Here is a 21,907-nt window from a genome sequence, read left to right as displayed (position 1 = left end):
GAACCGGAGTGTACGGGGGTACATGCCGATTCCGAGCACCGGCCGCGCCCGCCTGGTGGCTGCGCAGTCGTGTTGATAGCTGCTCTAAGGCGCGCAATCTAGCAGCTGCCACCGCGCCCGGCCAGCAGGCCGGGCGCGGTGACGGTCGATCAGCCCTGCGGGGTCAGCACGATGACGCCCAGCGGCGGCAGCAGCAACGGCAGCGACTGCGCGTGGCCATGCATGGACTGCGGTTCGGCAGTCACTGCACCGCCGTTGCCCAGATTGGCACCGCCGTAAATGCCGGCGTCGCTGTTGAACACTTCGCGCCACAGGCCGCCCTGCGGCACCCCGAGGCGATACCCCTGCTGCACCACCGGGGTGTAGTTGATCACTACCAGCACCGGTGCATCGCCGCGTTTGCCCTTGCGCAGGAACGCCACCACGCTGTTGGCCGCGTCATCGCCTACCAGCCACGCGAAGCCCGACGGGTCGTCGTCGTGCGCGTGCAAGGCGGGGTATTGCGCGTACAGGTGGTTGAGGTCGCGCACCAGCGTCTGCACGCCGCGGTGGCGTGCGTCGTCGAGCAGATGCCACGGCAAGCCGGCGTCGTGGTTCCACTCGGTGGGCTGGCCGAACTCGCAGCCCATGAACAGCAATTTGCGCCCCGGGTGAGTGAACATGAAGCCGAGATAGGCGCGCAGGTTGGCGAAACGCTGCCAATCGTCACCGGGCATGCGGCCCAGCAACGAGCCCTTGCCGTGCACCACTTCGTCGTGCGAGATCGGCAGCACGAAGCGCTCCGAGTACGCATACACCATGCTGAAAGTCAGCTCGCCGTGGTGGTAGCGGCGATAGATCGGGTCCAGCCCGATGTAATGCAGCGTGTCGTGCATCCAGCCCATGTTCCACTTGTAGTGGAAGCCCAGGCCGCCATGCGACACATCCGCGGTCACGCCCGGCCAGGCGGTGGATTCTTCGGCAATGGTCACCGCACCCGGCGCGTGCTCGCGCACCACCTCGTTGAGCCGGCGCAGGAACGCGATGGTTTCGTAGTTTTCGCGGCCGCCATGGATGTTGGGCACCCACTCACCGGCATTGCGGCTGTAGTCGCGGTAGAGCATCGAGGCCACTGCATCCACGCGCAGGCCATCGACGTGATAGCGCTGCAGGAACTCCAGCGCGCTGGCGATCAGAAAGCCAGACACCTCGCGGCGGCCATGGTTGTAGATCAGCGTATTCCAGTCGCGGTGGAAGCCTTCGCGCGGGTCGGCGTGTTCGTACAGCGCGGTGCCGTCGAAGTGCGCCAGGCCGTGCGCATCGGTGGGAAAATGTGCCGGCACCCAGTCCACGATCACGCCGATGCCTTCGCGGTGGCAGCGGTCGACAAAGCGCGCAAACCCATCCGGGCTGCCGAAGCGCGCGGTGGGCGCGAACAGGCCCAGCGGCTGGTAGCCCCACGAGCCGCCGAACGGATGCTCGGTCACCGGCATCAGCTCCACATGGGTGAAGCCCATGTCGGCCACGTACGGAATCAGGCGATCAGCCAGGCCATCCCAATCCAGGTCCAGGCCCTCCTCGCGCAGCCAGGAGCCGGCATGGATCTCGTAGATGCTCATCGGTGCGTCGTGCGCCTGGCGGCGCGCACGGGTGGCCATCCAGCCGTCGTCGCTCCACTGGTGCGGCGTGGGGTCGGCCACGATCGAGGCAGTGCCAGGCGCCAGTTCGGCGCGGCGTGCCACCGGGTCGGCCTTGGCCGGCAACTCGTGCCCATGCGGGCCACGCAGCTGATATTTGTAGTGCGCGCCGGGGCCGACGTCGGGCACGAACAGCTCCCACACGCCGGCCTGGTGGCGCAGCCGCATCGGGTGCCGGCGCGCGTCCCAGCTATTGAAGTCGCCCACCACCGCCACGCGCGAGGCGTTCGGTGCCCACACCGCAAAGCGCGTACCGCGCACGCCGTCCACTTCCACCACATTGGCGCCCAGCGCATCGGCCAGCTGCAGATGGTGGCCTTCGCTGATCAGGTGCAGGTCGAAGTCGCTGAGCAGCGGCCCGAACGCGTACGGGTCTGCGGTGTCCTGGGTGCCGCCCGGCCAGCCGATCCGCAGGCGGTAGCGCCCCTCCGCCGGCAATTCACCGGCAAACAGGCCCGGTTCCGGGCCGGCTTCCAGCGGCACCTCGCGCCCATCCGCAAGCACGGCGGTGACGTGCTCGGCGCCGGGGTGATAGGTGCGCAGCAGGCGGCCGTTGGTGCTGGGATGTGCGCCCAGCACGGCGAATGCGTCGCCGTGCCGCGCTTCGGCCAGGGCGCGGGTCACGCCGGGGTCCCATCGATTCGTCACTGCAGTCATTACTCCACTCATCATGTGTCTCCCGCACCAACGCGCGCGCGTTGCAGGATGCGTCGCAAGCCCTGGATGGGCACCATCAACCAGCCCGGCCGGTTCGCCGCTTCGTAGCGCACCTCGTAGCAGGCCTTCTCCACCAGGAACAGCAAGGTGGCCGCATTGAACGCCGCTGGCGCGATCCACGGATGCGCGCTGGCGTCGAGCACGGCATGGTAAGCGTCCAGGAACGCTTGCGTGGAGCGGCGGCGGAATTCCACCAGGAAGTCATCCAGGTGCGCATCCACGCCCACGCCGGCACGTGCGGCGGTGCCCTCTTCGCCACGCGCAGACACTTCGCTGGCGTAATCGAGCGAGCGCAGGAAACCGGCCACATCGCGCAACGGGCTGGCCTTGGCGCGGCGCTCGGCCAGCGGCTTGGCGGGCTCGCCTTCGAAGTCGATCAGCACCACGTCGTCGAACGCCACCAGGATCTGGCCCAGGTGGAAGTCGCCATGCACGCGGGTCAGCAACGATTCGGCCAGCACGCTCGGCGCCTTGGCCAGCAACGCATCCAGCTGCGGGCGTTCGGCCAGCACCGATTCCAGCGCCTCGCGTTCGGCCACATCGTCGGTAGCACCCAGGCGGGCGTGCACCGTTTCCCACATCTCCTCCACCTGGCGTGCCACGCCGCCCACCACATCGTTGGCGGTGGGCAGGTCGATGCGCTGCGGTGCGAAGTCGGCATCGTCGGTGCTGCGTGAGAGCGCCTCGTGCAACTCGGCCAGGCGCTTGCCCACCACTGCGGCAAACGCGTCGTAGCCGGCCACCGCTTCGTTGCGGGCTTCGTCGGTCTGCGAGGTGGCGTACTCGTCGAAACTGCGCGCCAGGTGATCGAGCGTCCAACGCCAGGCATCGCCCTGGTTGCGGATAAAGCCCTGCAACAGTGCGATGGTGGTGATGGTGCCCTGCGCATCCACCCGGCTCACGCTGCCCAGCAGCGGCGCCGCATTGGCGTAGCCCATCTCGGTGAGGCGGCGGCCGATCTCGATTTCCGGATTGGCACCGGTGGCCACGTGGCGCAGCAGCTTGAACACCGCCTTGTCGGCCACCACCAGCGAGCTGTTGCTCTGTTCGGCCGACAACCAACGGATTTCCGGGTCGTCCGGAATCTCCAGTGCGGCCAACGCCGGGGTCGACTCGAAACGCACCTGGCCTTGTTGCGAGGCATCGTCGCCGTCGTGGAAATCCAGCGCCGCGTCGTGACGCAGTGCGTCGATCACGCCGCGCACCATCGGCTTGAGCGCAAACGCGTCGGTGAGATACCCCACCTCGCGGCCCTGGCGCACGCGCGCCAGCGCCAGCTGCTCGGCCAGCGTGCTCGGGTGCTCGCGCTCCCAGACAATGCCCACCGGCAGCATGTAGCACTCGTGGCGGCCGTCTTCCAGCTCCACATCCAGCTCCAGCAGGCTCATCGGCTCATCGCCCGGCAATGGTGTGCGCCGCGAAATGCGCACGCTCTTGAGCGCCTGGTCCTTGGCCGAGAACCAGCGCCGTGCCGACAACCACGCCGGCAGGATCTCGCCTTCCAGCGTGGCCAGATGCGGTAGCAGTGCGGCACTTTCTTCGGTGTCGCTGCGTAGTACCAGCGTGCGGTAATCCGGCAACGGCACCGGGCTGGGCACATGCCAGTCCGGCAGCGTGCCTTCGCTGACCAGCTGGAACGCATAGAAACCAAATGGCGGCACGGTCAGCAGATAGGTCAGCCGGCCGATCGGCGGGAAACTGCCACCGCCGATGATGTCCACCGGCACGCGGCCTTCGAATTCGGACAGGTCCAGCTCCACCGCCTGCAAGGTGTGCGAGAGGTTGGCCACGCACAACACGGTTTCGTCCTGGTAACAGCGCAGGTAAGCCAACATGCGGCGATTGCCCGGGTACAAAAAGCGCAGCGTGCCGCGGCCGAACGCCTGGTAGCGCTTGCGCACGCTGAGCACGCGGCGGGTCCAGGTCAGCAGCGAATGCTGGTCGCGGATCTGCGCTTCCACGTTCACCGCCTGGAAGCCGTACAGCGGGTCCATGACCGGCGGCAGCACCAGCGCGGCGGGGTCGGCACGCGAGAAGCCACCGTTGCGGTCGATCGACCACTGCATCGGGGTGCGCACACCATCGCGGTCGCCCAGATGGATGTTGTCGCCCATGCCGATCTCATCGCCGTAGTACAGCACCGGCGTGCCGGGCATGGTCAGCAGCAAGGAGGTCATCAATTCGATGCGGCGGCGGTCGCGCTCCAGCAGCGGCGCCAGGCGGCGGCGGATGCCTAAGTTGATGCGCGCGCGGCGGTCCGAGGCATAGGTCTGCCACAGGTAATCGCGCTCCGAATCGGTGACCATTTCCAGCGTCAACTCGTCATGGTTGCGCAGGAAGATCGCCCACTGGCAGGTCTCCGGAATCTCCGGCGTCTGCCGCATGATGTCGGTGATGGGGAAGCGGTCTTCGCGCGCGATCGCCATGTACATGCGCGGCATCAGCGGGAAGTGGAACGCCATGTGGCATTCGTCGGCGTTCTGGCCGAAGTATTGCTGGGTGTCTTCCGGCCACATGTTGGCCTCGGCCAGCAGCATGCGGTCCGGGTATTCGGCATCCAGCGTGGCGCGGATCTTGCGCAGGATGGCGTGGGTTTCCGGCAGGTTTTCGTTCGAGGTGCCGGAGCGTTCGATCAAATACGGCACCGCGTCCAGGCGCAGGCCGTCCACGCCGCGGTCCAGCCAGAAGCGCATCACTTCCAGCACCGATTCCAGCACCGCCGGGTTGTCGAAGTTGAGATCGGGCTGGTGCGAATAGAACCGGTGCCAGAAGTACTGGCCGGCCACCGGGTCCCAGGTCCAGTTGGACTTTTCGGTATCGCAGAAAATGATGCGCGTGCCTTCGTATTCCTGGTCGGTGTCCGACCAGACATAGAAGTCGCGCTCCGGCGAGCCGGCTGGCGCGTTGCGGGCGCGCTGAAACCACGGATGCTGATCGGAGGTGTGGTTGATCACCAACTCGGTGACGATGCGGATGCCGCGCGCATGCGCCTGCGCCACCAGCTGCTCGAAGTCGGCGATGGTGCCGTAGTCCGGATGCACCGCCATGTATTCGGCGATGTCGTAGCCGTCGTCGCGGCGCGGGCTGGGGTAGAACGGCAGCAGCCAGATCGTGTCCACGCCCAGTTCGGCGATGTAGTCGAGCTTGGAAATCAGGCCGGGGAAATCGCCGATGCCATCGTCATTGGAGTCGAAGAACGACTTGACGTGCACCTGGTAGATGATCGCGTCCTTGTACCAAAGCTGGTCGGCAACCACTGCCGATTGTTCTGCGTCAGCCTGAAGGGCTGGAACTGCATTCATGCGACCTCTCCTGCGCGGATGCGCCATAACGCGAACGGCCGCGTCGCCTCTAACCGGATGTGTTGCGTCTTGCCATGCCACGTGAAGCGATGGCCGTCCCACAGGTCTTCCACCGCCACGCTGGCGTGATCGGGCAGGCCCAACTCCCACAGCGGGATTTCAACCTCGGCATCCTGGCCTACCTGCGGGTCCAGGTTGATCGCCACCAGCACCATGCTGCGGCTGCGCGACAGATAGCCGGCATCCAGGAACTTGCCGAAGTACAGCACCTGGTCGTTGTGCGCCTGGTAGAAGCGCGTGCCCAGATGCGACTGCAATTCCGGGTGCATGCGGCGCAGCTGGTTGAAGCGGGTGATCTCATCGACGATGTCGCCCGGTGCCCGCTCGGGCCAGGCACGCAGCTGGTATTTCTCCGAGTCCAGATACTCTTCCTTGCCCGGCGCCAACGGGGTGGCTTCGCACAATTCAAAGCCCTGGTACATGCCCCACAACCCGGAGAGCGTGGTGGCCAGTGCAGCACGGATCAGGTGACCGTTGCGCCCGCTGGTCTGCAGGAACAACGGATTGATGTCCGGTGTATTGACGAAGAAATGCGGGCGGAAGCACTCGCGCGGCACGCCGTCGTTGAGCTCTTCGATGTACTCGCGCAGCTCATGCTTGTGGTTGCGCCAGGTGAAGTAGGTGTACGACTGCGAGAAGCCACACTTGGCCAGGCGGTACATCATCTTCGGCCGGGTAAAGGCTTCGGACAGGAACACCACATCCGGGCGGCGCCCGCGCACATCGGCAATCAACCATTCCCAGAACGGAAACGGCTTGGTGTGCGGGTTGTCCACGCGGAACAGGGTGACGCCTTCGTTGACCCAGAACAGCACCGCGTCGCGCAGCGTGTTCCACAAATCCGGCACCGCACCGCTGGCGTAAAAATCAACGTTGACGATGTCCTGGTATTTCTTCGGCGGGTTCTCCGCGTACGGGATCGAGCCATCCGCGCGCCAGGTGAACCAGTCCTTGTGCTCCTGCAGCCACGGGTGGTCGGGCGCGCACTGGATTGCAAAATCCAACGCCACTTCCAGGCCATGCGCGCGTGCGGCCTGGATCAGCCGGCGGAAGCCCTCCAGCCCGCCGAGTTCGGCATGCACTTCGGTGTGCCCGCCATCGGCGGCACCAATGGCGTACGGGCTGCCGGGTTCGCCATCCTGCGCGGTGACCGCATTGTTGCGGCCCTTGCGGTTCTTGGCGCCAATCGGATGGATCGGCGGCATGTACAGCACGTCGAAGTTCATCGCGCGGATATGCGCCAGCCGCCCGATCACATCATCGAAGGTGCCGTGGCGCTGCCCGTCACCACTCTGCGAGCGCGGGAACAGTTCGTACCAGCTGGAAAAGTGCGCCGCGCGGCGTTCGGATTCCACCCGGAAGGTCACCGGGTATTCGGAGCGGAACGGCTTGTCGTCGGCCAGCGCCATCGCTTGCGCGGTGTCGGGCTCCAGCACGATCGCCAGTTGCTGCAACGGCTCGCTCTGCGCGCCGATGCGGGTGAGGATGTCCTGCAACTGGGTGGCCAGCGGGCCGTCGCTGCGTGCATGCGCAGCCTGCACCACCGTCACCGCTTCCTGCACGTCCACCGGCAGCACGGTGCTGGCGGCGCGCTTCTTTTCCAGATCCGCATGCAAGGTAGCGAACACGTCGCGCCACCCTTCCACGCGGAATTCGTAGGTGCCGATGCGCTCGAGCGGGAACTCCGCGCGCCAGCGGTCGTTGCCCAGCGCACGCATCGGCGCGCTGGCCCAGGTCTTGGCATCGGCCGGGCGCCACAGCACCGCCACCGCAATGCGGTCATGCCCGTCGCAGAAGGCATCGGCCTCCACGCAGATACGGTCGCCCACGGTGCGCTTGACCGGGAAGCGGCCGTTGTCCACCGATGGCGTCACCGACTCGATGCACACCCGAGGCCACGCCGCCGCCGTCTGCGCACGCGGGCGCATGCGCGGCACTGCCAGCACGTGCCGCGCCGGCACGCTGCGGTACACGCGCACTTCGCCAGGTTCCAGCGCCTCTAGCGTGGAGCCGGAGAGGGTGCGCCCGTCCTCGGCCACCAATGCCTCGGCATCGCCGAGCAGGCGCAACAAATCCGGTGCGGGCACCGGCACCACATGATCGGGGTCGCCATTGATCAACAAGAGCGAGGGCAGCCCGCCGAGCGGCTCCACCGCCACCGCCGTCAGGCCGGTGCCTTCGCGCAACAGTGGTCGCAGCCGCAGGCCCGCATTGTCTGGCTGCGGTCCATCGGTGGCACGCACGCGCAGCGGCAACGAGTCCAGCTGATGGTCTTCCAGCACCCAGGCGCCACCGAGTGCGCTCGCCAGCTGCCAATGCTGCGCGCGGCGTGCGGCGCTGCTGCCATCGGCAGCCTCGACAATCGCCACCACCCGCTTGGCCAGCGCACGCAGCGCGGCGTCTTCATCGAAGAACCAGCTGCCACGGCCGTCCCACCACGCTAGCGAGGAGAACGCCGTATCGAAGCCGGCACCGGCAAGCTGCTGCAGCGCTTCGCCGCCCAAGCCGGGTGTCCACGCCGCGAAGATCACCTCCGGCGCCTGTGCGTGCACGCGGGTGATCAGTTCACGCCAGCGCTGTGCGGGGATCTGCTGGGGCTGTAGCAAGCGGAAGCCGCCCACACCCTGGTTGACCCACTCCAGCAGGCGCGCGCTCCACCACTCCACCAGCGCCGCACCTTCCTGCGCATAGGCAAAGCGTGCCTCGGCTACCTCGGGCGTGGCACGCGGCTGGCGCGGATCCGGCACTGCGGTGCTGCGGGCGCGGAACCACTGCGGGTTATCGCGCACCACCGCACTGGAGCCGCCCACCTCGTCCAGGCGCACATCCAGCAGCAGCTTGAGGCCCGCCCGTTGCGCGGCCTGCACGCAGGTCTGCAGTTGCTGCGCCTGGGCATCACCGGCGTTGGGTTCCACTAGGCGCCCTTGGGCGTCACGCGCAAACGGCGGCGCTACCACCACATAGTCGCAACCGGCTTCACGCGCCGCCACGCAGCGCGCTTCCAGCCTGGATGGATCGGCAACCGCCGCTTCATTCACTACACACATCCGCATGGCGCGCCCCTTCAGCAGGCAGCGGTGCGCGAACGCACCGCATTGCAGGGAACGACCTGGCCTGCGCAGCGCTTGGCGCCTGCAACGACCCGCCCTGGACGCGCCAGGCCCACTCCCGCCGAAACCGGCCCCTGGCCGATCCTGCCTACCGTGACTGCACTCATGCGCAACTCCGCAACGATTCTTGACCCCTACACCTAAACACTCCGCCTGCGAATACCGTGTGTCGGTCGTATTGACGAAAAACAAACAAGCGCGACGGTGGCGGCGTGTGGGGTGGCAATCGCACAGGCCTGTTGTAGATGGCGCCTCTCGCTGGAGATGGTGTGGTGCTTGCTTGGAAGCGGCGACGGCAACTCAGCGAGCCAAACAGCGCCGCTGGCCCCGATGACTGCGGAGCCACGCCGTTATTCCTGACGGTGCCCGGCCGCCAGTCGTTGACTGGCATTGGTTTTCACTGCTTTTCGTGTGCTCAGACCGACGAGCAGCAACCCCGTCTCGCGTCACGCAGCGACGTAGCACGATCGCTTCACCGTGCCCCGCTGTTGAGCAACAGAACAGCGCCGACGACCATCATGCCGATTGGAAGTACACGCCCCCAGCCAGAACGCGCGCGAATCAGTAGGACCGCCTGCAACGCAGCAACGGCGGCAAACAGCACAGCAGCGAAGACAACCTGATTGCCAGATCCGTTCTCGATCGCTTGGGTAGGGATCGACGGATCCATCTCATGGATCAATGCAGGCTCGCTGCCCGTGATGGCCATCATCACCAGGGCCGCCGCGCACGCAGCGTGGATCATGATCCGGACTAGCATGCTCAGCACCAGGCACCCGCTATTTCCATCGGCCAGGCTTGACGCGTCAGCCTACTGCTTGGCCATTGCCTCATCTATTTATCAATCCGTCTGTACTACCGGCTGCGGTATCAAGCAACCGGCGGGCAGGCGGACATTGGCTCCGATCCCTGAGCTGTTCGGGGCCACCCTGTCGATCTCGATGATCTGGGCAGTGCGGAGGTTGTACATGATGCGAAGGCCAGCAGCATCGGTAGACTCTGCGGCAGACCCCGCGTCATTGAAGGTCACCACCACGTAGTACGGAAGCACAGCTTCGTCGTGGTACCAGGAGCCTGCGACACTCACATCGCTCGCACGTCGCGACGTGATGAGCTTTGCAATACATCCTGGCAGTGTGATGCGCCTGTTGCCCGAAATGAACTGGATCGTGGGCGTGGTGGTGCCCAAATTGGACATCTTCAAGAAGGTGTGCCCCAGCTGTGCTGGTAGTTCCGCGATACGACCGTCCGGCCGCAACGACAATGTCCGGTCCTCGTGTGCAGCTGCCGCGCCGGCGATGAATAACAAGCTCAGTGCAAACCACCGAGAGTAAAAGCGCCGGGCCAAGGGAGGCGCTATGGAGAAGTACTGGGTCATTAGCGCTTGCTCTATTCGAAGGGTCGGTCTGGAAGTCGCTGCCCACACCACGGGCAAAACTGCGCGAACACCGGCTGCCCGTCGATCGACCAGCACGGGTCGCTTCTGAACAACTCGAACGAAAAGCGCACTTCGGTCGCACTGTCTGTCACCGCATGGAACATGTGGATGCAGCAGTACTGAGCGCGGCGTTCGCGCTGCGCCACGCGCTCGGGCGATTGCGTATCCAGCCAGGCGCTGTGCCAGGCTTGGCAGGCTGCGCAGGACTCCAGGTGCACGAGCGCGTCGTAGCTCGCAGTGTCCGGCAAGAGGTCCGGCTCTGCGGCGATCATGCCTTCCAGCATCAGCTGCACTGCCGCGTCGTTCTCGGCCCGGTTGTGCAGCTCCTGGATGCGTTGCCGTGCGGCGGTGCAGGCGGGGTCGGTGGTCATGCGGGTCCATTCGGCAAGGTCATCGGCAGAGACGGCGCCGCCTCTGCAGCGGCCTGATGTTGCGGGCACGCTGTGCGCCCAAGGCTACGGCCTACCCGGCCGCAATGCCAACCACGGCCAGCGCGCCCGCTGAGTCTGCACTGCCTCGACAGCGCCGCAGAACACACGCCCTGGCGCCCTGGCCCGCAGCACGCTTTGCCCATGAGTGCGGCTCATAAACCCGTCCCGTTTTCGCATCTTTGTTGTCGCGCTCGCTGCAGGCACTGTCCGCCAGCGGTGCCTGCATGCCTTCGGCAGCAGCCCCGCGCCTCCCCCCTGCCGTTAGATCGCCTGTGTCCATTCCCCGCATTTTTCACCTCACCTCCCCCACCACTGCCCTGACCTGGGAAGAGCGGCGCATCGTGGCCCGGCTCCAGCGCACCCTGCCCGGGTGGACATGCAAACATTGGGACGACACGGCCAACTCGGCCCTGATGCATCGCGCGTTCCCGCACCTGGCTGCACGCTTCGATGCCATCCGCTTTGGTGTGATGAAAGCCGACATCGCCCGCTACGCCTACATGCATGTGGACGGTGGCTTCTACTTCGATACCGACTACAAGCTACTGGCCGCGCTTGCGCCTGTGCTGCTTGAACAACCGTGCGTTCTACCGATCGAAGAAGGCGCGCTCGGGCAACCGGACTTCAAGCTTGGCAATGCCGTCTTCGGCTCGGAAGCCGGCCACCCATTCTGGGCATCGCTGATCGAACACATCTTCGTGGCGCACCTGCCGGAGCGCCTGACCGATCACCGGCAGATTCCGATGGTGTCCGGGCCCAGGGGGCTCACCAACTTCTACCTCTCACGCGACGGCGGTTTTCAAGGCATCCACTGTCCTGCACGCGATGCCTTCCATCCTGACCGCACCTGGTTCGGGCTGGGACATCGCGGCGGCCAGATCGCCGTGGGCTCGCACCTGTGCTGGGCCTCGTGGCGCGGCAAATCCACGCGGCGCGCCATCACCAACTACCTGCGCCGCAAGTTGAGCGCGTTGCCGATCTGAGCTGCACTAGGTAGCGGTGACTGCATGCGATAACCCAGCTGTCCTCCGGCAACGCACGCGCGAATGGCGCCCATCGTGGCCGAAGAAGACACCGGTTCACGCCATGCGCGCTGATGCACAGCGCACGCCACGTTAGGCCACACTAGTGCCTTGCCCATGGAGTGATCGAGATGCACAAAGCCTGCTTGCTGTTCCTGTTGTCGGTGTCAGCGATAGCGCACGCCGCGCCACACGATGACGAAGCGGCCGACTGCCGCAACGGGTCATTCACCAATAGCCCGTCAGCGTTTACGCTGGCGCGCGTCGCAGTCCCTCGCTTGTACCTGCTCAACGACAGCGACGGCTGCCCCAGCAAGGGCGAGGCAGCCTGCCGACAGCGCAGCTACGTGGTCAAGGGCGACGTGGTGGTGCCGGCCCAGCACCGTGGCGGCTACGCCTGCGCGTCCTATCCCAACAAGGTGGGCGTCAGTGCCGGCTGGGTCGCCGAGCGCAGCCTGCAGCCCATCGCCAGCACCGCCACGCCACCCGCAAGTGCGTGGAACGCCCACTGGTATAACGGCGACAACACGCTACAGCTGACCGCCAATGGCGACGGCAGCATCACCGTCAATGGCGACGCCTACTGGCCCAGCGCCAACCCCAGCCCGGAGCAGGTCCCCGGCGGCCCACACTTCGGCGCGGTCACCGCACGCAGCTTTGCGGAGGGCAACCGTCTGGAAGTGCGCGAGGATGACTGCACGGTACGTCTGCAGCTGCTTGGCGACCTATTGATCGTTGCAGACAACCTGCAATGCGGCGGCGCGAGTGTAAGTTTTAATGGGGTGTATCGGCGGGATAAGTGAAGCTTCACCGACACGCTGATCTGCTGCTGGATGCGCCGGTCTTCGTGGCACTGGATCACCGCAACGTGAGCGCGCCGTATCGCGCCGCTGTAGTGCGTTGCTCAGAGCAGCGCTAACGACCCGGCCACACAGCGATGCCCGGTAGCAAGGGCGCCCATTTATACTGGTCGATTGCTGTTCGAAGGACTTGATGTGACGCTCACCGCCACGCGCCTGATGCGCGCACCGCTATTTTGTTCCGTGGCGTTGCTTGCCGCGTGCAGCACGACCAAGCCCCCGCTATCGGTGGCAGACACCAACGGCAGTAAACATTACTGCATTGGGCGGCTAGCCGTTACCGCTGAAACGCCGCTACAGTTTCTGGAAAGTTCTGCACAGTTCTATTGGGGCGCCATCGAGACCTACCGCGAAGACGCGGCCAGCTACGCGCAGCGCCTGCTGGCCGCGCAAGCATCGGCCAGTGACGGCCGGGTGCGCCAACTGGTCAAGCCGGTAGAAACGCTGGCGCAGGATGATGGCAGGGTCATCGTCGCCCGCGAGGAGGAGGCGTTGCCACTCGATCCGAATGTGGTGCAGGTCACCGGCTTCGCCCACCGCGATGGCACCACCTTTCGCTTTCAGAAGAGAGCCATCAGCCGCCTGCAGGACATCACCGAACTGCGCACCCAGCAAATCCTGGCCTCCATCACCAGCAGCGCATCGCCTTTCCCGCCTGCAGCAGAAGCGCGGCAAGGGTTTTGCATCATGCACGGCGCTGTCAATCTAGCCCCCGGACACGACTGGCACGAAGCCTCCCGCGTCGAGGGAGAGTTCACGCTGCAAGACCAGCGCTACCGTTTCAGCCTGCGTTCGCGCTACCTGCGCTCACTGTCATTGAACGACCAGGAAGTGACCAACCAGCGCGACCTGCTGCTTGCACTGGCGGGTGCTGTGCCGAACTCCCGCCTGGTGCCCATCAGTGAACTACCAGCCATCGCCAGCGCCCCACCGCAAAGCAGTGCAAGCATGCTCGAGATGACCACCGCCGACGGCAAGCAACAGGTCTATGAGTGGCACATGCCGGCCATCAGTACAGCGCCCGGTACGCCGGCAACGTTCCTGTATATCTGGCCCGCGCCGGGGCAAGTGTCAGCGCAGAACGCCGCCACCTTCACCCATTGGATAGCAGCCCATCCGCAGCAGGCGACGCCGCTTTTGCAAATACAGCAAATGGCCACCGGCGGCACAGATCAACCGAAGACGCCAGCAGAAGAAGAAAGCAGGCTGGTCTACCGGATGCAGCTGCACTACCCAGGCGACCAATCCGCCGGCGGGCGCCATTACGTGACCTACAAAGACGGCCAGAAAGTCGACGACGGGCGCAGTGACGCCCACGGGTTCACCAAGGCGCAGAATGCCGATTACGACCAGATCTGGACAACCAAGGTGCTTAGTAAATGACTTGGTAAACAACAGCAGATGGAGTTAAAGGTCGAGCCCTTGCCTAGGCAAGCGCCCACGCACTACGTCTGCACTTCCAACGCACCCAGCACAACTCACATTTGGGCGCGAATCTGGACTCGGCTTGAACGCCTTATTACGATGCAACGGCATGGGGGTATAGGCTCTTCGTGTGATTGAGTCCGTCAGCCAATCCCTCAACCTTGGACAGCAGCTTGCCAATATCCTGCTCAGGATCGGCGTAAAAATAATCGATACGAAGCGAAGTGACTTTCCAAAATGGTCACCAATGGGAGGGAGTGCAAGTCTCCTTATCTGCATCGGCTCCCCAGCTCGCGCTGAATCGCGCACTCACCGCGAATAAACTCGAGCGCTTTGAGGCCTTGCTGCGCAATAGATCGGAAAATTAAAGTGCTTTCGCGTTACCAACGTAGAGCTGGCCCTGGTGCCTTGCGATGTATATCGTCCACTTGGAACCGAGAGGGGGATTTGCAAACGCAATATGTGTTATTCCGAATACATCGTCGCAACCGGCTCCAGTGGTGTCGAATACTTCCAAGGTTTTACTTCCGCTGCCTTTGACCCATTGCTCCACGTTGATTTTCAGACGGAAAGTATAAGGATGCTGATGCTCCGCCGGGTTTAGGACCTTTCGCATCTCAGTGACTCTTCCAACGATTACCAATTCCGCTAAGCGAATTTGCTCTTTTTCGGTGAGTATCATTGGTGGATTGGACGCGGGGATTGAGCATGCCGAAGAATAATCAGAGAAAAGAATAAAAAACATCGCGATCAGTGAATATGAAAGATTTTTCATGCGCTTAATCCCCCCGGTTTAATCTGCACCACACAGCGGTGTTAGCTTGAATGAATAATCAGACGGTGGTGCCTCAGAGCAGTGGCGCACGACCTCCGCTCCCCAACACGATCATCGCGGAACCAAGCATGCCACAAGCGAAGCCAGGTGGCTTGCCCAGGAACCGCTGAAGTGGTGGCCTCGGATAAGGATCAGGTTGGACTCTAAAAGCGAACCCAGCAACGTTTTTACTTTAGCTAATTTATTCATCTTCCGCCGGCCGGAAAATTCCGCTTAACTTCGCGGGAAATATAATTTTTTGCGTGCAAACCAAGGCTAGCCCCTCCTGTGACAGATCGAGACAACCGATCAGTAGGCGCCAGTGCAATTCCAGAAGCCCTTAATGTCCGCAGATCGATGAACACATAAGTTACTGCCCGGGCCAAGATACTTAATTATTAATTCGTAGTGGTCATGCAAATTTGAATTAAAAAAAATCTTTATTTTGGCAGACTCAGCGGCAGCAATTATTTCCTGATAATCTTCAAGAGCGTCGATCGATCTGGGATAAGTCGCCCTCGCGACGCGATAGGCTTCAATTGAACGGACTATATCGTCACCTATCTTCTGGTTTTTTTTGGCTTTTTTACCTTGGCCAGGGGCAGCACAGGCGGATAAGGCCACTAAAAGGACAACTGCCAGCCTTAAGTTCCAGAGATCATTAGCCCAGGCATGCATTTGGAATCTCGTTTTGTAAAGCATTCCAAATCCCTCCGTCCAAGCTACTTGAGTCGCTAGCAAGCTAAGACACTTTTTCACCACTGGGTCTGTGCTAACCCGTTCCTTACCCACTTCCCACCGGCCGATGCGTAGGAACCGAATGGCATAGAAAGCACTGCGCAATGCCACTGGCGAACAGGAGCGTCGCGGTATTCCGCTAACTCAGAGTGAGTTTCTGAGTTAGCGGGCGATTCCCGTTAAGGCGTGTAGCCCCACTGCCCGATGATGGCTTCCAGGACGGCTTGATTCGGCGCGGATGCGCCTGGACATGTCATCAGATATGCCCGACGTGCTGCCGCCGTGGCCGGCGGGTTGAAAGCCGGGCTCCAAACCTGGATGGCGTGGAAGACGCCGATCGGCGATGCACATTCAGCACTCGGAGCGCCGAAGCCGGACACGGCGGCCATGCATAGAAAGACCGAGCAAGGATCTGGCGCCTGGGCGCGAGCTGGGGCGCTCAGGCCAAGGCCTAAAGCCGCCGCCAGTGCGAACGTGGTGGCAATGGTGCGTAGCTTCATGATGGATACGTCCCTGGTAGTTGCTGAAATGACGTGCTTGTCTCTGAGCACCTTGCGATAAGCGTGGCTCAGCGGGACAGTCCCGGCACCGCTTGCGGTGGTGTCGGCTGGGTCACCTGATTTTCCGTCTTCGCCAGAATGGCGGTGGTGAGGGTACCATGCGGATGGCACGTAGTGTGAGGATTAGACACGGCCGGTGGCCGCAGAGCGCACGTGCACGGCTAGCTAATCCGGCCTTATACCGCGACGGATAAACGCTTGCTCATCTATCGCACGTTCGGTGACTGCACCACCGCCACGACGGCTGTGCTTATCAATGGCATCCCGCCCTGTTGACAGAGGTCTGCTGTCGCGACGATCGGTGACCCTCATGTTGACCGTTTCACGTTGAAATGCTGAAGCTGCCATGGGTGCGTACGCGAATTTATAAATCACAGCGGCACCTGCGCTTAACTCGCGGCGGGAAGGAGGTCAGGTTGACTTCAAGTGCACCTGACCCCGTTTTCGGTGCTACCCCGTTCTTTTAGCACGTTCTTTACGGCGCCACCGATCGCGGCGGCAATGGCGCACAATTTATCTGCGACGCCACGGCTCATCAAGGCGGAAATCAGAACACTAAAGAATTTCAGCCTTGTTCCTCTTTGTGTTCCATGAAACAAGTTTCATCACTCCAGGGGGCCAAGGCTGCGACGGCGGGAAACTTGGCGGCAAAGCATGCCAGGTCACGTATGTCGCACACACCGTCTTGTTCACTAGCTGGAATTCTTCCATTTTTTTCTTTTTTAGTTCTTCCATGACTGCAGCTGGTAATTTGTGGTCTACCCCAAGAGAAGTGTGGCACGCCTCGTCTGCAAAAACGCTTGAAATAATTGAAATATTTGAAATAAAGAAAATCAAAATCCATAGTCTTCGCATTTTCTAGACTCCCGACGCTTGAAAGCTTCAAGAAGATTGCGCTTCGCGTTTACATCCAATGGGACTTTCTTCTTAATGTTTGATATGCAATCAATGGTAATGGCATCAGCCCTACATTCGGTTTCATGAAACTCCCGCGCATAAGCCTCGCTATCAGCAGCGTAATTTTGGGGCCAAGGAGCAGCCCCGAGTGGGCGACCCAGACATGCGCCCGGATGAAGAGCTTTTAAAAATCTCTGATGCTCTTCTTCATGGCGCTGTGTACATTCACGATCGCAACCAAAGTTGCAGTTACTTACCATGAACCCTCCTTTCCCATCGCAGGTCGTTAGACCCAGTTGGCCCGCGCAAGTTTTGGTATCCCAGACAGCTTCCAGTCCTGATGGATCATATAACCGAATCGGCGTACCTAATGAATATAGGTAAGAAGAAATTCCTCCTCTCAACCCAATCGGATCACTCTGCCCATACCGACCAGTAGCAGCATCGTAATCGCGGAAGTAGTTCTGATTGAATCCGCTCGCTGCGTCAAAGCGCTGCCCAGGGAACCGCATGTCGAACACCATCGCGGTGCCATCCCCATCCGGATCCTGGTTGGGTGCGGTATTACCGAAGGCTTCGCCTTTCAGGCTCCAGCTCCACACGGCAACGTCGCGGGCGGCATCGACGACAACGCGAGGGCTGCCGAGGTGGTCGGGTTCGATGTAGTGCAGTTGACTGCCGTTGGCCAGCAGACCTACCGGCAGGTCGTCCAGCCAGATCGCTTGCTGCTTGGGTGCGCCGTTGGTGTCGTAGTCACCGAGCCAGTGGCCGGCCTCGTCGTAAAGCGTATAGGTGTTGGTGGTGCCCAGATAGCGGCGTACCTGCTCGCCTCGGCCGTTGTAGCGGTAATTCATGACCGCGGCGCCTGCGCGCTTGACCTGGGTCATGCGACCGGTGGTGTCGTACAGGTATTCGCGTGCCTTGCCGCCGATGGTGAGGGTGTTGCCCATCTTGTCGTAGGTGCGTGCCACGCCTGCGACTGCGCTCAGACGGTGGTTGGTGGCCGGGTAGGTGTAGGCCTGCGTGGCGGCGCCGACCTTGGCACTCAGACGATTGCCGGTGGCATCGTAGCTATAGCCGTCGATCACCGCCTCGGTAGTGCCATCCTTGAGCGCAGTGAGTCGGCCGAGCGCGTCGTAGTTCAGACGAAGGTCTGGTGTTGGGTTGCCAGCCGGAGTCAGGGCAGTGAGGTCGCCAACGGAATCGAAGCCGAAGCCGATTTCCAGCCCTCCAGCGCGGGTGTCCTGGATGCTCTGCGGCCGGTAGTCTTGATCGTACGTGCGCGCCAGCTTGCGGCCGTTGCCGTAGGTCCAGCCGGCGGATGGGCCGAACGGATAGTAGGTCGCTCCGCTCAGCAGACGCTGGCGGGTGCCGGCCGAGGCAGTCACCCCAACTTCGGTCGTCTGCCCTTGTGCGTTGCGGACGTAATCGACCGTGGTGCCGTCCGGGTAGACCATCGACCGCAGGCGGCCGCCGGTTGTGTAGTCGTAGCGCAACACCAACACCTTGCCGTTGACCGTCTGCACCTTGCGCACCACCTCGCCGAAGCGGTTGTAGCAGTATTGGGTGGTACCGCTGCCATCCTGGAGCTTGGCCAGGCGCCCGACTGTGAACGTCTCACCGCTGGCGCACACGTTCTGCGTGACGTCATAGGTATAGCTGACATTGAAGGCGGCGGTCGGGTAGCTGATGCTCAAGACGCGGTTGAGCGCGTCGTAGCCATAGGTGGAGATGACGCCGCGCGCATCGGTCTGCGTGGCGCGGTTACCGGCGCTGTCGTAGGTATAGCTGGTGACGCCGGTATCCGGGCTAGTCAGTTTCAGGATGTCGCCTAACCCGTTGTACGTGTAGCGCGTGTCCAGACGTTTGGGGTCCTTGACCTGCAGCGGGCGATCCTGCGTGTCGTAACCCACGTTGGTTTCGGCCTTGATGCCATCGACATCCTGCAACGTGCGCGCAAGCCGGCCAAGTGGGTCGTGCTCTTGCAGGGTGCTACGGCCGAATGCGTCGGTGATCAAGCGCAGGTTGCCGTTTGCATCGTAGGCGTAGTCGGTGGGATTTGCGGCTGCGTCCGCCTGCGTTTCCAGTTGCCCCAATTGATTGTAAATACGGCTCAAACTGCGCTTGAGCGCACCCTGCGCGTCCTTGGTCTGCTCTTCCAGACGATTGCCAGCCTTATCAAGCACGTAATGGAGGGTATTGCCCAGCGTATCGGTGACATCGGTGAGGCGTTGGGCCTGGTCGTAGACAAACGTGGCGTAGCTGCCATCGGGCTGGGTGATGCGCCTGACCAAGCCGGTGGGCCAGTACTCGAACGTGGTCACGCGATTCTGCGCGGAAGTAGCGCCATGCACGGTGGTCGATGTCAACCAACCACGCGGATGGTAGCTGTAATCGGTTAGTACCCCGTTCTCATCAACGGCAGAAAGAACGCGGCCTGCTGCGTCATAGCTCAGGTTCTCGCGGATATGGCCGCGGGCGTTGATGGTCTGCTTGAGGTCACCCTTGCGATACAGGCACGGTCCGGTGCCGGTCTGGCAGCCGGCGGCATCGATGGGGTAATAGTTGTAGGTTGTACGGTCATCGATGTCCGTGCGCGGGCCATCGATGGACTTCAAATAGCCCATGACCGGGCAGGTGCCATCTGCTGCGGCGACATCGGATGCTTCGCAGTAGCTGTAAGCCACATCGCGCCTCTCGCTGGACGTTGCGCCAATTGTCGACACTTGAATGGGCTGAAGTCGATCGTTGCGGGTGTAGGAAATGGTGCGTCCAGTGCCTTGGACCGAAAGCATCCGGTTGGAGCCGGCGGTCGTCCGGGTCGTGGTCGTACGCTCTTGCTGAAGTCCAAACGCTTCCTGGACGGTGTGGACATTGATATCCACGCCATTTTCGGTGAGCTCTGAATAGCTATGCTTGGTCTGCACCCCGCGCCTGTCGGTCACAGCGCTGAGCCTCCTACGGTAGTCGGTCGCCTGATCGTAATAGGCGTAGCTCATCGTGCCGTCGCTTCTTGCCACGGATGCGACCTTCGGGGATTCGCCTCCCGCGGTGGTCATCGTGTAATCAACCGTGTTGCCCAGCGCATCGGTGACGGTGGTGCCGGTGGACGAATATGCGAGCGTGACGCCATCAGCGCCGCCGGCATGCTGGCTGGAGATTGCGCGGCCAGTATTGTCATAGGCGAAGGTACTGAAGCGCTGGCCGTCTTCCGTGGTGACGCCGGTCAGGTGGCGCGGGAAGCGCGTGTCCTCGTAGTGATAGGTCCGGCCATTGCCATCGGCATAGGTCACGGTGACCAAGCGCTGGTGATCGTAGCCGTAGCTGGCGAGCTGTACGCCACCGGAGACGACGCCAGTGATCAGCGCGTCGTCGCTGTCGTCGGCATACAAGAGTTCGATGGAGCGGCCCTGCAGCGAGGCGATGCTTTGCAGCCGGCCGCGCGCGTTGTAGGCATACACCAGCCCGTTGCCTTCCTCTGCGATGCGCGAGATCAGCTTGCCCTGAGAGTCGAAGGTGTAGATGGCGTCCTGGCGATACAGTACCCATTGATTGCCATTGGCGATGATGCGCTCGCCGGAGGCATTGGTAGCGCGATAGTCCGAGCCCACTTTGCGGAACGGCACGGCATAACCGCTGCCCTCTACCAGGCCCAGCGCGTCGCCCTGGACCGTCAAACGCAGGCTGTGCGAGAAGGTCCAGCCTGGCCCGAACCCTCCAGTGTTCAATGCAATGCCCGAATGGTAGTAACGCGTCAGAGCAAGCCAGCCTAGATCGAAATCGCGCTCGCTTTGGAATTTCTCGCCGGTCTTGACGTCGCAGGGGTTGCCGACCATGCCCGCGTTGCCGCCGCTACTTTGGCTGCCATCTGGCTGTCCCTCGCACTGCAGGGTGGTGACTTCAATGGTCGCGAAGATCTCATTATTCGTGCAGCCTTTATCGCTGAGGTGCCAGGAAGCATAGGGCTTCGGACACTCGGAGCGACGCATGCGGCTCATGAATGTAATGTAGTCGTTGGGACCGCTGCAATCGTCATAGACCGTATGAACGCTGTACTGCCTGCTCTGGCTTTCCATGCCGATGTCGTACTCTGGAAATGGACCAAATGCGACTGTCCACGGCCCGGCCGGCGAGACTGATGCCGAAGGGCAGCTCGGCCTTGTGGCGCTGATTTCCTGGCCTAGAACTAAGGCCGCCTGCTCCTCGGTCGGGATTTTGGAGGCTTGCCAAGTACTGTAGGTCCATTCTTCATCTTTGGCTTCGGTACGCCCCATCCAATAGGTGATCAGGGTCTTCCCGTCCTCCCGGAGAATCGCACTCTTGATCGTATCGACGTACTGATAGGCACCCGCCATATTCTCCGGTCCAGGGATCGCTTTGATCGCGACCTCTGCCTGCGCTTGGGTGTCGTAGACGCCGTGAGATGCTCCTTGCGCATCGCGCACAAGAAATTGCTGTTTCTTTTCCTGAGCGGAGACGAGCGGGGAAGCCAAAAAAAGACAGAGCATCGTTAGGAGCAGCGCGAAGCGCTTGGAGCCATTCTCTTTCTGGCTACGGTACGGAGTGGTCATTGCGCGTCCTTGCAAGAAGTCAATCAATCCAATCGAGTCAAATGCTGCAAACGGCAACATCCGTCCGGCCGCGCATCGGGCTGATCTGGTGCGATCAATCTCTTCCCAGCAAATGCTGGCCGCGTGGGCAATACTCTTCATCATCCCTGAGAGAGGCAGCGCGAAAAACGGGATACACACGTGTCGCATACGACAATCCTTGTCAGCACAAGTGGCGATAATAGGTGACGGTGTCGACTCCCCGTAAAATTGATCCATCCATAATTAGAGGTCTCCGGGCACACTA

Annotated in this window: 14 protein-coding genes; 3 read left to right on the top strand and 11 right to left on the bottom strand. The window is 62.3% G+C overall.

The annotated features are described in order from the left end of the window. Positions 1 to 149: 149 nt before the first annotated feature. From glgB to QRM60_RS09175, 6 genes are all read right to left on the bottom strand, one after another. Positions 150 to 2,348 (bottom strand): 1,4-alpha-glucan branching protein GlgB, encoded by a 2,199-nt coding sequence (glgB, locus tag QRM60_RS09200; protein WP_285446049.1) that lies wholly within the window; start codon positions 2,346 to 2,348, stop codon positions 150 to 152. Further along, positions 2,345 to 5,695 carry a maltose alpha-D-glucosyltransferase gene (gene treS, locus QRM60_RS09195; RefSeq protein ID WP_285446048.1) on the bottom strand — a complete coding sequence of 1,117 codons (3,351 nt, stop codon included), beginning with the start codon at positions 5,693 to 5,695 and terminating at the stop codon, positions 2,345 to 2,347. Before treS ends, glgB begins: the two co-directional genes overlap by 4 nt. Continuing rightward, positions 5,692 to 8,808, bottom strand: a complete 3,117-nt coding sequence (locus QRM60_RS09190; protein WP_285446047.1) for a maltotransferase domain-containing protein — start codon at positions 8,806 to 8,808, stop codon at positions 5,692 to 5,694. The genes treS and QRM60_RS09190 overlap by 4 nt, the downstream gene beginning before the upstream one ends. 529 nt (positions 8,809 to 9,337) lie before the next feature. Then, the gene (locus QRM60_RS09185) at positions 9,338 to 9,610 is read right to left on the bottom strand and encodes a hypothetical protein (protein ID WP_014509516.1); all 273 of its coding nucleotides are present in this window, start codon (positions 9,608 to 9,610) and stop codon (positions 9,338 to 9,340) included. Positions 9,611 to 9,706: 96 nt separating this feature from the next. Further along, complete coding sequence (locus tag QRM60_RS09180; RefSeq protein ID WP_115529623.1) at positions 9,707 to 10,243, bottom strand: hypothetical protein; 537 nt, start codon at positions 10,241 to 10,243, stop codon at positions 9,707 to 9,709. A gap of 11 nt (positions 10,244 to 10,254) precedes the next feature. Then, positions 10,255 to 10,674 (bottom strand): hypothetical protein, encoded by a 420-nt coding sequence (locus QRM60_RS09175; RefSeq protein WP_103702380.1) that lies wholly within the window; start codon positions 10,672 to 10,674, stop codon positions 10,255 to 10,257. Positions 10,675 to 11,006: 332 nt separating this feature from the next. Here QRM60_RS09175 and QRM60_RS09170 point away from each other — a divergent pair, with 332 nt between their 5' ends. From QRM60_RS09170 to QRM60_RS09160, 3 genes are all read left to right on the top strand, one after another. Beyond that, positions 11,007 to 11,717 carry a glycosyltransferase gene (locus tag QRM60_RS09170; RefSeq protein WP_285446046.1) on the top strand — a complete coding sequence of 237 codons (711 nt, stop codon included), beginning with the start codon at positions 11,007 to 11,009 and terminating at the stop codon, positions 11,715 to 11,717. A gap of 170 nt (positions 11,718 to 11,887) precedes the next feature. Next, the gene (locus QRM60_RS09165; protein ID WP_285446045.1) at positions 11,888 to 12,559 is read left to right on the top strand and encodes a hypothetical protein; all 672 of its coding nucleotides are present in this window, start codon (positions 11,888 to 11,890) and stop codon (positions 12,557 to 12,559) included. A gap of 192 nt (positions 12,560 to 12,751) precedes the next feature. Next, a complete protein-coding gene (locus QRM60_RS09160; RefSeq protein ID WP_285446044.1) occupies positions 12,752 to 13,999 on the top strand; it encodes a hypothetical protein in 1,248 nt (415 codons plus the stop codon). Positions 14,000 to 14,405: 406 nt separating this feature from the next. Here the strand turns inward: QRM60_RS09160 and QRM60_RS09155 are convergent, their stop codons facing one another. The 5 genes from QRM60_RS09155 to QRM60_RS09135 all read right to left on the bottom strand — a co-directional run bounded on the left by QRM60_RS09155 (position 14,406) and on the right by QRM60_RS09135 (position 21,621). After that, positions 14,406 to 14,816 (bottom strand): hypothetical protein, encoded by a 411-nt coding sequence (locus QRM60_RS09155; protein WP_285446043.1) that lies wholly within the window; start codon positions 14,814 to 14,816, stop codon positions 14,406 to 14,408. A gap of 348 nt (positions 14,817 to 15,164) precedes the next feature. Beyond that, on the bottom strand, positions 15,165 to 15,557 hold the full coding sequence (locus QRM60_RS09150) for a hypothetical protein (RefSeq protein WP_285446042.1): 393 nt from the start codon (positions 15,555 to 15,557) through the stop codon (positions 15,165 to 15,167). 215 nt (positions 15,558 to 15,772) lie between these two features. Continuing rightward, complete coding sequence (locus tag QRM60_RS09145; protein ID WP_285446041.1) at positions 15,773 to 16,093, bottom strand: hypothetical protein; 321 nt, start codon at positions 16,091 to 16,093, stop codon at positions 15,773 to 15,775. A 625-nt stretch (positions 16,094 to 16,718) separates the two neighbouring features. Continuing rightward, positions 16,719 to 16,997: a hypothetical protein gene (locus tag QRM60_RS09140; protein WP_285446040.1), complete on the bottom strand. Its 279-nt coding sequence runs from the start codon at positions 16,995 to 16,997 to the stop codon at positions 16,719 to 16,721. Further along, on the bottom strand, positions 16,987 to 21,621 hold the full coding sequence (locus QRM60_RS09135; RefSeq protein WP_285446039.1) for an RHS repeat-associated core domain-containing protein: 4,635 nt from the start codon (positions 21,619 to 21,621) through the stop codon (positions 16,987 to 16,989). Before QRM60_RS09135 ends, QRM60_RS09140 begins: the two co-directional genes overlap by 11 nt. Between the last annotated feature and the right edge of the window lie 286 nt (positions 21,622 to 21,907).

The sequence above is a fragment of the Xanthomonas sp. fls2-241-TYG-148 genome (genome assembly GCF_030208815.1).
GTDB lineage: Bacteria > Pseudomonadota > Gammaproteobacteria > Xanthomonadales > Xanthomonadaceae > Xanthomonas > Xanthomonas campestris.
The sequence above is the reverse complement of the archived record's forward strand: the minus strand, read 5'-3'. Positions and strand labels throughout refer to the sequence as shown.